The sequence below is a fragment of the Sphingobacterium paucimobilis HER1398 genome (assembly GCF_000416985.1).
Classification (GTDB): Bacteria; Bacteroidota; Bacteroidia; order Sphingobacteriales; family Sphingobacteriaceae; genus Sphingobacterium; species Sphingobacterium paucimobilis.
Map to the genome: position 1 here is coordinate 15,530 of NZ_ATDL01000015.1, position 12,028 is coordinate 27,557.

At 37.6% G+C, this 12,028-nt stretch carries 8 protein-coding genes; 1 reads left to right on the forward strand and 7 read right to left on the reverse strand.

Features of this window, described 5'->3' with window-relative positions:
- The first annotated feature begins 71 nt into the window (after positions 1–71).
- Entirely contained in the window at positions 72–542 is a 471-nt protein-coding gene (locus M472_RS33090) for an OsmC family protein (protein WP_021070191.1), read from the forward strand.
- 192 nt (positions 543–734) lie between these two features.
- Here the strand turns inward: M472_RS33090 and M472_RS33095 are convergent, their stop codons facing one another.
- From M472_RS33095 to M472_RS33120, 7 genes are all read right to left on the reverse strand, one after another.
- Entirely contained in the window at positions 735–2,303 is a 1,569-nt protein-coding gene (locus M472_RS33095; protein WP_021070192.1) for a beta-N-acetylhexosaminidase, read from the reverse strand.
- Positions 2,304–2,408: 105 nt separating this feature from the next.
- A complete protein-coding gene (locus M472_RS0122680) occupies positions 2,409–3,716 on the reverse strand; it encodes an IPT/TIG domain-containing protein (protein WP_021070193.1) in 1,308 nt (435 codons plus the stop codon).
- A 186-nt stretch (positions 3,717–3,902) separates the two neighbouring features.
- Positions 3,903–4,865 (reverse strand): phosphodiester glycosidase family protein, encoded by a 963-nt coding sequence (locus tag M472_RS33100; protein WP_021070194.1) that lies wholly within the window; start codon positions 4,863–4,865, stop codon positions 3,903–3,905.
- Positions 4,866–4,872: 7 nt separating this feature from the next.
- Positions 4,873–6,441, reverse strand: coding sequence for a RagB/SusD family nutrient uptake outer membrane protein (locus tag M472_RS33105; protein WP_021070195.1), 1,569 nt, complete (start codon positions 6,439–6,441; stop codon positions 4,873–4,875).
- 19 nt (positions 6,442–6,460) lie between these two features.
- Positions 6,461–9,769 (reverse strand): TonB-dependent receptor, encoded by a 3,309-nt coding sequence (locus tag M472_RS33110; protein WP_021070196.1) that lies wholly within the window; start codon positions 9,767–9,769, stop codon positions 6,461–6,463.
- A 200-nt stretch (positions 9,770–9,969) separates the two neighbouring features.
- Positions 9,970–11,118, reverse strand: a complete 1,149-nt coding sequence (locus tag M472_RS33115) for a FecR family protein (protein ID WP_021070197.1) — start codon at positions 11,116–11,118, stop codon at positions 9,970–9,972.
- 79 nt (positions 11,119–11,197) lie between these two features.
- On the reverse strand, positions 11,198–11,776 hold the full coding sequence (locus M472_RS33120) for an RNA polymerase sigma factor (protein ID WP_021070198.1): 579 nt from the start codon (positions 11,774–11,776) through the stop codon (positions 11,198–11,200).
- Positions 11,777–12,028: the final 252 nt, after the last annotated feature.

Sequence of the window (12,028 nt, forward strand, 5' to 3'; positions counted from 1 at the left end):
CTGGAGGAGATATCTCATGTCTAGATTCTGTATTTTTGCTATAAATAGGTACATCCTCAAAAGACATTGCTGTGAAAGAACATACATATCAATCAAAAATTGAATGGACAGGAAACATCGGTTCGGGGACTGAAAATTATAGGAGCTACGAGCGAGATCATCGTATCATATTCGAGAACAAACCTGTAATAGAAGGTTCTGCTGCCCCTGCTTTTAGAGGTGATGCAACGAAGCACAATCCGGAGGATTTTCTGGTATCCTCACTTTCCTCTTGCCATATGTTGTGGTATTTACACTTTTGCGCTGTAAATGGTATCGTTGTCGTGGAGTATAGCGATATCGCAGAGGGAATCATGGTGGAAGAAGAAAACGGAAAAGGGCGATTCATAGAAGTAACGCTAAATCCTCATGTAAAAGTAAAAAGTCAGGACATGACTGCGCTTGCTGCTGAATTGCATAAAAAAGCACATGAATACTGCTTTATAGCAAATTCGGTAAATTTCCCTATCAAACACCGACCGACAGTAAGCGTGAAAGTATAAGCATTTGAATTCTCTATAGGTCGCACAGAATTAATCTTGTGGACTCGAAATACCTATTTATTCTCTTCTGCAGGATATCTTTCCATAGCAAATCTTTCGGCAGTTCAGTCGATAATCCAAGGCTGTGGTATTTTTTACTGACTACAAACTCTAGGATTAGATTGTAGTCAGTAAAAATAAAGCGTCAACTAATCAATATTCTTCACCACTCGGAAATTTATATCCTTTAGATATCCAATACTTGGTCAGGTTGTTGATGTTGTTTCGGAATCTTTCATAATTCTTATGTGATATCGATGTCCACCCTGTTTCTGCGTATGCAGCTATACGTGGATAGGTCTGATACTCAATTTCGGTAGCCGTAGGTGTCCATTCGCCCCACATCTGAGCCCCCAGACCAATGATCTGCTTTTTCTGCTCATCATTTATTCCTGATGGAACTGGAGTAAAGTTATATGCCTTTTCTAGATCGATCTGCTTATAAGTATAATCAAGATATGTGTATCGATGGTCTGAATTGATGATCTCGTGACCTTTTTCAATTCCGAATAACAGGTCTTCTGCATTTCCTTTCCAAAACTGTATGATAGCATTCTTGGAAAGAGTTGTGTTGGCATTGCTTTCTTGTGCCCACTCGTGAACATTTCTACCTAATATCTCATTCCATCCGATGACTCTTTTGTGCAGAGAGTTGTCGACAAACCTAGATACTTCATTGGTAAAATATACTTGTAGATCATAATAAGTATCAATGTTGTTGGATTTCATGTATTCCTGTATAGCGGAAGAAGCTTTCCACTGATCGTACTTAACTTCATCTCCTCCGATATGTATAAAGTTTGAGGGAAAAAGTTCGGCGACTTCTTTGAGCACTGTATGTACAAATTCCTTAGCCTGTGGACTGCTAACATCGAGTACTTCGGTCACTACCCCGAAATATGAAGGGATGCTTATTTTTTTCTTTTTTGTACCCAAAAATGGATAACTAGCTATAGCTGCAGACATGTGCCCAGGCATACTGACCTCTGGAATGATCATAATGTGACGTTCGGATGCGTAAGCAATAATCTCTTTGATGTCTTCTTGCGTATAAAAACCTCGGTGAACCTTATGGTCAGTCCGTGTGCTCTTCCATTTTTTTCCACTATCATTGATCTGTGAACTGTCTCTCGTCGACCCGATTTCTGTCAAAAGCGGAAAAGACTTTATTTCTATCCGCCATCCTGCATCATTCGTTAGATGCCAATGAAACCTGTTCATTTTCAATAAGGCCATGTCATCCAATAGCTTCTTGACTGTCTCCTTGCCCTGAAAGTACCTTGCATCGTCTAGCATAAAAGATCTCCATTTGAAAGCTGGAGCGTCCTTGATAGTCAGCAGAGGTAGTTGCTTCGAATGCAACAAAAGCTGCTTTAAACTTTGTATAGCATAGAAAACACCTGTTTCGGAAGATGCTTGAATGTCAATTTGATTCTTTTTGATATCCAATGTATATGCTTCGGGGCTTCCATCTGTATTGGCTGCGATTCGCAATTGTATGGGTAAACCTTTGTCTGTTGGGATTGCAAATTCAGTCTCTAGCATTTTTTTTATATAGGATAGATGATCTGATTTGCCTTTAGGATATAGGCCCTGGCTAACATCGATATCCCCTATTTTCGCTATGACTTCATTTGGGTAGGGAATTATTTGAACCTGAGCGAAGGTGATACTGCTTATGATAGAAAATGAAAGTATAAAGATATTACGTAATTGTCTCATTAAAATAGATTTAAGTGTTTAATTGGACTTCCTTTTTGTTTACCTTATAGAAGTGCTGATAAGATAAGTTTTTATAAAACAGACTTATCAGCACCGAAACATATATTATTTATAAATTATTTTTCGAATCAAATGATTGCTTGCATCAGCTACATATATATTACCTTTAGAATCCACAGCAACATTATAAGGATTATAAAATGTTGCAGTTGTACCTGATCCATCAGCTTTACCTACTGTCCCTGTTCCCGCAATTGTAATTACATCCGCTTTAGTGTAATCGCCTGCTTCTTTTGGTACAATCATTCTAATTCTTCCATTGGAGGCGTCTGCAAATAAAATATTACCTTTTTTATCGATAGCTATTCCGAATACATCCCCTATCTCTGCTGTTAGGGGATTACCCAATTCGCCGTCTGAATATCCTTTTGTCCCAGTACCAACGATGTTGGTAATTATACCTGCTTGGCTTATCTTTTTTATTCTATAATTTTTCTGGTCAACTACAATCAAATCACCGTTTTTATCTAAGACGATACCTTGAGGTTGATTTAATATTGTAGTGCTTCCATCTCCGACGAACGTACTTACTATACCATTTGGAGTTATTTTTCTTATTTTATTGTTGTTCCTATCTGCGACATAAATAGTTCCTGTAACATCTGTAGTGATGTACATAGGATTATTAAAACTTCCAGGAGTTCCTTCTTTATTTCCTGTTGTTCCATCTCCTGCCACAGTACTGACCACTCCTGCAGGAGTTACTTTTCTGATTTTCCGACTGTCTTTATCAGCGATCAGCATATTGCCATTAGCGTCAATGGTTACGTCCCATGGAAAATTAAATTGCCCAGGTGTCCCCTCTGCACTACCTGCCGTACCATTACCTGCTACTGTCGTGGCGACACCTTCAGGCGTAATCTTACGGATGGTATGATTAGTTCTGTCGCATACAATAAGATTGTCAAATGCGTCTATAGCAATCGAAGTGGGATGCTGAAATTTGGCATTAGTCCCCGTACCATTGGTTAATCCTATTGTGCTCCCCGCAAATGTACTGACGATATATTCATAGACTTTCTCCATATAAATAAATTTGGGACCGATACCTTCATAATTGTTCACGGTCACTGTGACAGGGCCTGAGCCACTGTTAGGTGGAACGATTACTTTTAGAAGGTTGTCCGCAGCTTCTATTACCGTCGCTGGCACACCATTTATTTTAACGAGATTATTCGATATTGTTCCGCTGAATTTCCGACCGGAAATGGTAACAATTGTCTCTTCTGTCCCTCGGTCAGGTTGAATATTGACAATCACTGGTTCAGGAGGTGCCCATAAATTTGGTTCTTTGTTTTCTTTGCAACTTAATAAAATAATTGTGGCCAAGAAAAATATTATAATCCTTTTCATATGTGTATAATCTATTTTTTATCTGTCATATGGATTACTCATGGGTGTTTGTGCTTCGCTAAACATGAGCATTTCATATACAAATAATTATTCGTGCTTTTAATTGTTTTCTTGATGGAACTCACGAATGCTTCGCTGTCATTCCTCTTTGTGCCTTCCAATCATGGACATTTCATGGTTTTTCTATTAATCGTTATTTGAAATGACTAACCACGAATTGGCAACTTCTCTCTCGGATCCATCAGAAGGTTTGTTCTTGACTTCTAGTTTTTTAGAAATTGGATCTTTGACCATGAATGTCGATGAACCTCCCCCATCTAAATTCACAGCATCTTTTACGTCAAATGCTTTCATTATAATAGAAAGTTCAGCATAGGTAAGTCCATTTGAATAGGAGGGGTTTCTCCCGTCGGCTACAAGAAAATATATTTTATCATCTTCGGTATAACCTAAAGCTGTACGCGGGTCAACACCTATAAAACTCTGTGTAATGATATTCTTGTTTTTCAAAAATATGATTCCTCCCCCTAGAGCTTCTTTGAGCTCGGCAGCCTTACTGTTATATTCGCTTTTATCACCTATAAATGGCTTACCATTGTTCAAAATCCCAAAAAAACTAAGTGCTTGCTGTGGAGCATCTGAGTTATCACTGAAATTATCTTTTATAATTTTTCCATCTTTGTGCACGATGCCCCGAGGTACTAATGTGGAAATATTATAAAAGTCACCATTGATACCACCCAATACAATATTCCCCGGCTTATCAACCACTTTAGCCATATTCAAGACTGTTTGTTTAGTGAACTCTGTCTTGTCAAATGGTGTCGCAACTTTAAGGGTTACATTTTTCTGCTTTAGATCCATCGCTAAAATGAATAGCTGCATAGCTTTTCCTTCTATGTTTGTATAACGGATTTCTGTTGCATCTACACCATTAGATACTTGGAAAGTCGTATCGCCTACAACAGTAGAGATAATCTTTTTGGTGTTTATTAATTTTTGGGTTAATGCTGTATAACTTCCCTCTTCAGGTTTTTCAACCGATGGTTTACGATCTCCTGGATAAAACGGGGTGTCCTTTACGCAACTGACATTCAAAATCAACAATAAAAGCACCAAACAATTAATCTTTAACAATCTCAATTTCATCGTATTTTTATTTTAAATTAGGATTAAGGTCTGTTTGTGTCAAAGGGACTAGCCACCAATAGTCTTTGTTTGCATTAAAAGTTCTATTTATAATGGGCTGCCCTTGACTATTATATATCGTCCCATTCATTACAGTCTCTGCTGTTTTCCAACGTCGAATATCATTATAGTAAGTGCCTTCGCACGCGAACTCTACTCTTCTTTCTTTCCGAATAATTTCTCTCATTTGACTTTTTGTTTGGCCAGTACTTATCGGAAGGAGTCCTGCTCTTTGTCTTACTTTGTTGATCGCGGCATATATAGTCAGCGTATTAATGTCAGCGTCTGGGCTTGCCAATGCTTCATTCATGGCTTCAGCATACATCAACAATATATCTGCATAGCGAATAACCATATAATTAATCTCGGATCTATTTTCATTGATTATATTACTGTTTGCTTCGGTATCGTAAATGCTGTATTTTTTCACTCCGTATCCAGTATTCTTAAAAGGAGATGTATGTGTGGTAATGGATCCCATATAGGTGTCTCCTGGGAACACCAACGTCTGATACATCCTCGGATCACGGTTAGCATAAGGTTTTGTTGGATCGAATGTGAAGCCTGGCTTCATTTCATAAGCGTTGACCAGATCCTGTAGTGGCGCATTGTCATTCCACTGGCGATTTTCAACATCGAATGAACTTCCCTGCTCTGGAGCTTTAAACTGTACGTCAAAAATGCATTCAACACTATTCTCGTTTTCTGGCATGAACAGTTTGCGATAGTTCGGAAATAAATCGTATCCTGCTTCGGATGCCCCGTCGATTACTGCCTTAGCAGCATCAGCAGCTGTTTTCCATTTTATAGCATCACCTGTAGGATTTTCTGCGTCTCCAGAATTATTGAGAGGACTAGCTTCGAAAAGTAACACACGTGCTTTTAGTGCCAGTGCCGCTCCTTTGGTCGCACGGCCGATATCGTTTGCAGCGTATTTAGCAGGAAGGACGGCAGCCGATTCATCCAAATCTTTTATGATTTGCATTATTACCTCACTTCTGGCTGTCTTCGGTAATTTACCATGCTTCTCCGTATTCGGCGTTTCTAAGATAAGAGGTACTGAGCCAAAGTAAGTCGTCAACATGGAGTAATAAAATGCCCTAAGAAATTTGGCTTCCGATTTCATTCTTGTTTTGAGACCATCATCCATCGGAATGCCGTCAATATTATCCAATAGTGTATTGCATCGTCCTATTCCACGATAACTATCTACCCACCTTGAATTAAAAATTGCAGCATTTGAGTTGGTATGAGTGCCTTGTGCTATTACACCATACCCCATCCGATTCGTATAATTATATGCATTGGGAGTAGCGGTTTCTTCTAATAAAGCTGTTGCTTGCCCCCCATCAAATAGCCCTTGATTCTGTAATACCTTATAGCATCCGCTCAATGCTGCCAAAGCATTTTTTTGGGTTGTCCAAAAATTTTGGTCTGTGTACCTATCCTTAGGAATCGTATCGAGATCTTTGGTGGTACAGCTCCACAATACCACTAAGAGCGTGAATAAATAGATATATATATTAATATTTTTCATCTTTTTGACTTTTAATTGCTTAAAAAGTTAAGTTCAAACCGAAACTGTACGTTTTCAACGATGGGTATTCATATAGGTTATCATTGCTTATATTCTTTTCAGGATCAAACATTTTAAACTTTGAGAATGTAAAAAGATTATTTGCATTGGCAAATAACGTAAGATTGGATATGGATAAACGCGATAACCAATCATTAGAAAGACGATAGTTTAGCTGTATATTTTTTAGCCGTAAATATGATGCGTCTTGTAGCCAAAATGTCGAGTTCTGGAAGTTTTCCGTAGCACCAGTCGCTGTAGTTAATATTGGAAGCCTGGCGTCTTTGTTTTCTGGTGTCCAAGATTCTGTTTCCCATTCTTTAGTCACAGAAGCTCCATTGTTAAAAGGGAAAGCAAGATTTGCTGTAGGATAAATATTAATCCCATATACTCCTTGAAAGAATGTATTCAATCCGATATTTTTATAGTTGATATCAAAGCCAAATGAATAGGTGTATCGGGGTATGGAACTGCCTATAATTACCCGATCCTCGCCGTCAATTACCTGATCATTATTATGGTCTACATACCTGATATATCCCGACTTGACGGCTCCACTTATCGTTACGCTATTTTGGATTTCCTCTGTATTCTGATAAATTCCGTCTGCCTCCAGCAAATAGTACGCATCAATGGGAAACCCTTCTTTGATTATCCTTCTGCCGTTGATTATGGTCTCCCTATTCAAGTCTACAACTTTATTTTTGACATAACCAATATTACCGTTCAGTGAATAATCGATAGCTCCGATCTTATTACGATGGTACAATGTAAGTTCATAGCCTGTATTGTCTACAACACCCACATTCATTATTGGTCCCGCTAGAGCACCAACTTGGGCGGCAAGACCGACCGTCCTTAAAATATCTGTTGTCCTTCTTTTATAAACATCTAAACTCCCCCCCAATTTACCATTGTATATTTCGAAATCAGCTCCTACGTTATAGCTAGTCGTTCGTTCCCATGTAATATTGGGATTCCCCTGTGAAGTAACTGCTGTCCCCGAAGAAATCGTATTATTGAAATTGTAGTCTTGATTTAAAACAACTGTATTCATATATCCGTACAAACTGACAGTCTGTTGATTACCCATCTCTCCAATAGAACCTCTGAATTTTAAGAGGTTAACTTTGTCTGCAAGACTTTTGAAAAAAAATTCTCTATCCAGACGCCAGCCTACCGACATAGCTGGAAAGAATCCCCATCTTTTTTCGGGAGCAAATCTCGATGAACCATCATAGCGAAACGTTGCTTCTAAAAAATATCGTTCTTGGTAGTCATACCCTAATCTACCAAAGTAAGAAGCCAGCACATCTTCTGAACTTCCTCCTGAAACGGTGGGATTAAGTGATCCTGCATTTAAATCTTCTAAAGTATTGTCGAAGTACCCCTCGGTCCTTGCAGTCATTGTTCGCTTATTATATCTTTCATAGCTTTGTCCTAACATGGTCGATATATTATGCTTGTTATCAATTGTTTTAGCCCAATTGAGTGACTGATATATAGTCGGATGTATTAGGTTTTCATTATAGCTTTCTGCACTAGCATTTGGCTGCGCATAACCAGGTGTCCATGTCTGTGGATTATATGCTACTAGAATGGGTTCGAATTTATGAGAATATCCATCTAACTTATCTAAAGCGAAGTTGAGACTGTATTTAATCTTAAATGGAAGTTCGTATTCGGCAAAGACCTTTGCTAACAAGCGTTGAGGAGTATGTACATCGTTGCCCTCTTTTAGATATTGTATTAGGTTTTCTGTCCCTGACCTACTCGGTGTGGGGACTGCTAGATTGGCATACCTTCCGTCAGGTAAATAAGTGCCGTATATAGGCAGTGCTCTCATCAATCTGTTGAAATAATAATTAGTCGCATCTGATCCTTGTGCAGGCTCCGTATACCGACGATAATTTCCAATGAAACTACCTCCAATTTTGAACTTGCTAGACAGATCTGCTGTTACATTCATATTGATCGAATATCGCTTCGCATTGTTAGCATCTATCAATATCCCATCATGATTACTATAGCCTGCGGCTAAATTATATACGACAGCATTACTCCCCCCTGTGAAACTTAGGTTATGCTGTTGTAATAGTCCGGTTGTTAGAACTTCATTGAACCAATTGACGCTGGGATAAGCTAAAGGATCGTATTGCATGCCTCGCTTGTAATCTTCTATCAAGGCATCACTATAATCTATAGCTGTTTTTCCTTCATTTTTTAATGCCGTGTTTTTTAGCTCCATATATTTAATGGCATCCCACTCAACATCAGGCAATGCGGTAGCTTTTTGAAATCCTTGCGAAAAATTATAATTAATCTTTGTTTTTCCTTTTAATCCCTGTTTTGTAGTTACTAGAATGACTCCGTTTGCTGCTCTAGAACCATAAATTGCAGCTGAAGCATCTTTAAGAACTGTAACTGTTTCGATAAACTCGGAGTTAACGTCATTCATATTATATTCTATACCGTCAACTAGCACTAAAGGATTGCTGTTATTCAATGTCCCGACGCCTCTTACTTTTATTGTTCCTACATCTTGTCCTGGTTTTCCTCCAGCTTGATTGACCCAAAGACCAGAGACTCCATGCAATGCCTGACTAACATTTGTATGAGGCTGATTTTGCTTATCACTCATATTCAACACGGATAAGGCTCCAGTGACGCTAGACTTCTTCTGTGTTCCATATCCTACTACAATAATTTCATCGAGTTCTTCATTTAACTTCTTTAAGGTTATGTTAAGTTGGGGATTGTTTGCAACTATTTCCATAGCATGAAATCCAATAGAACTTAGAAGTAGTGTGCTACCTAATGGGGCTTCAATGGTGAATTTGCCATCAATATCAGAAGTCGTACCCCTGGATTCATTTTTCACTTTGATCGAAACAGCTGAAACTGGGGTTCCAGCTTCATCTGCTATTCTACCAGATATTACTTGTTGCTTTTCATTTTTCTCTACGATAATCGTATTGGTTCGTTTGGGTTTTATAATTAATGTATTCTGATCTACTGTAAAAGTTAACCCTGGTTGCTGATTAAAGATTTGCGTAAGCGCATCATCAAGTGGCATTTTTTTTGCTTCTATAGTTACAGGAAGACCATGTTGATTCACTAGTTTTGGATTGTACAATAGATCATATCCCGATTGCCTTTTAATTTCTAATAACACATCAGTTAGCGCGCTATTTTTAGTCTTGAGATTGAGTTTTTGCGCCTTTAAATTATTGGCTTGCAATTGTAATACCAATGAAAATAATATAATTAGAATAATCTGTATTCTCATAATAATTCGATGGATAGCCATGTTACATGTAGGAGATAAGCAGACACGCCGTCCTATTACATGATGAAAAAAAATCATATATTTGTTTATAAATGGGTTAATAAAATACTTGAAACACAATCGTTTTTGTTTCCCCATATTATTGTCCGGGTTCCGCTGCAATCGGAATCCGGCTATAATTATTTGGGATTTGGCTCTTTTTATTTTTTCACCATAACCCTCCTTTCTGAAATTTCAAAATGAACACTTTCTGTATGCGATATTTTTCTTAGTACATCGCGGATATCATCAAACTTGGATACAGATCCAGAGAATGTTATATTCTTTAGACTTTCTTCCCAGACAACTTCAACGTCATACCATCTAGCTATTTTTGTCATTACATCTTTCAGCGGTGTATCATTGAAATTGAATTTCTCATTTGTCCAGTCGATATAGTCTAGCGCATTCACATGTTGCTTTTTCAAATCGGCTCCACTCACAACAACCTGATCATTAGGCTCTAAACTTGACTTCTTTAAAATCTTGTTGTCTTTATCAACAATTTTAAGATCTACGGCACCTTCGAGCAATGTGGTAACCAATAATTTTTCTTTGGGGTAAGCGCTAACATTGAATTTGGTTCCTTTTACAAGGATTTGTTGACCTTGAGATAACACAACAAAAGGTCTATCTAAGTCTCTCTCTACTTCAAAGAAACCTTCTCCAATAAGGGTTACCTGACGGAGACTGGCTGAGAATGGAACGGGAAATTCAATACTTGAATTTGCATTGAGCCATACAATAGAATTGTCAGGGAGCTTAATTCTATGCTGTTTTGCACGAGGAGTCGATACGGTATGAAAAGCCTCCGATAATGCATCATGAGTTTGGTCTTGAGAAGTAAAGATTATTGTACCGTCTTTACCTTTGCTTATTACAGCACCAGTTTCTACAATCTCTGAACCTAACTGCAGATCATCTAGTGTGACTTTATTTGTTCCATTAATTGACAGTACCGTCTGGTTGTAAAAACCAGGCACAAGATTTTGATTTTCCACCAAATGTAAACGAGTATTTTCATCCTTTTTATAGTAAAAGTAAATCGGGATGAAAGCAAGAATCAGCAATGCTACTGCTGCTGCGATTGCTTTAAAAATTCTACTTGATTTTCTAGGATTGATTTCTTTGTCTACCTCTGACCATATGCTCGCAAAATGCTTATCAGCCAATCCTGTATCTATAAGGATATCTTTTTTATTGGAAATTTCTTCATAATATTTTTCAACCCATGCGATTTCTTCAGCGCTTGCTTTACCTTCGACATATCGGAGTAAAATTTCTTTGGCAGATTTTTCTCGATTTTTCAATTCTTTTCTTTTATTGGTTAAGACCTATAAAAGAAAGACAATCGAAAAGCTACTTGGGGGGTAGTAAATTTTAAAAATCTTATAAATAATAGAAAAACAATAATATATAACTCGATCCAAGCCTGAAACGTAATATGCGGAGAGAATTTTTAATATGAGACCTGACCCCTTGTTCAGAAATCTGTAGTTGCTCGGCAATCTCTTTGTGAGATAATCCTTCTTTTCTACTCAAATTAAAAACAGTTCGCATTCGATCGGGCAGAGCCTGTAGTTCTTTTTCAATTAACTCATTTAACATGTTTGTACGTAGAAGGTGGTCAGTATCATTCTGGTAATAGAGAAGCTTAGTAGAAAACTCATTAACAAATTCATTGCTCTTACCTTCCTTCAAATGATAGTTAATTACTCGATTACGTACGGATCTAAATAGATACGCCGACAAATTTTTATTTATAGAAATGGAAAACCTATCTTTCCAAAGATTCAGGAAAATATCTTGAACAATATCTCTAGCTACTTCTTGATCTTTCAGAAGCTTATTAGCATGTACATATAGAAGTCCCTTGTACCTATGAAAAATAATTTCAAAAGCTTGCTTACTACCAGATTGTAGATCATTTATCAAAGCCTGTTCATCGGCTATCGGAAAGGTACTCATAATTAATTAGCTGTCCACTATTACTAAAGGTAAAAAACAAAAGGCAATTAAAACAAATTAAAGTTAATTTATAAATTCTTTACTATTCACGTTTCGATGTTAACTTTTTATGAAGAAAATATAACGACTTGACTAGGAAAACGAATATTATGGCAGTGAGAACAGTAAGTTAAGTGATTAAAGAATTCGAACTCTATCGTACTCTGCTGCTCCGCCAGCTCCTATTCAGAAAGCTTGTTCTCCTGTAGCGCT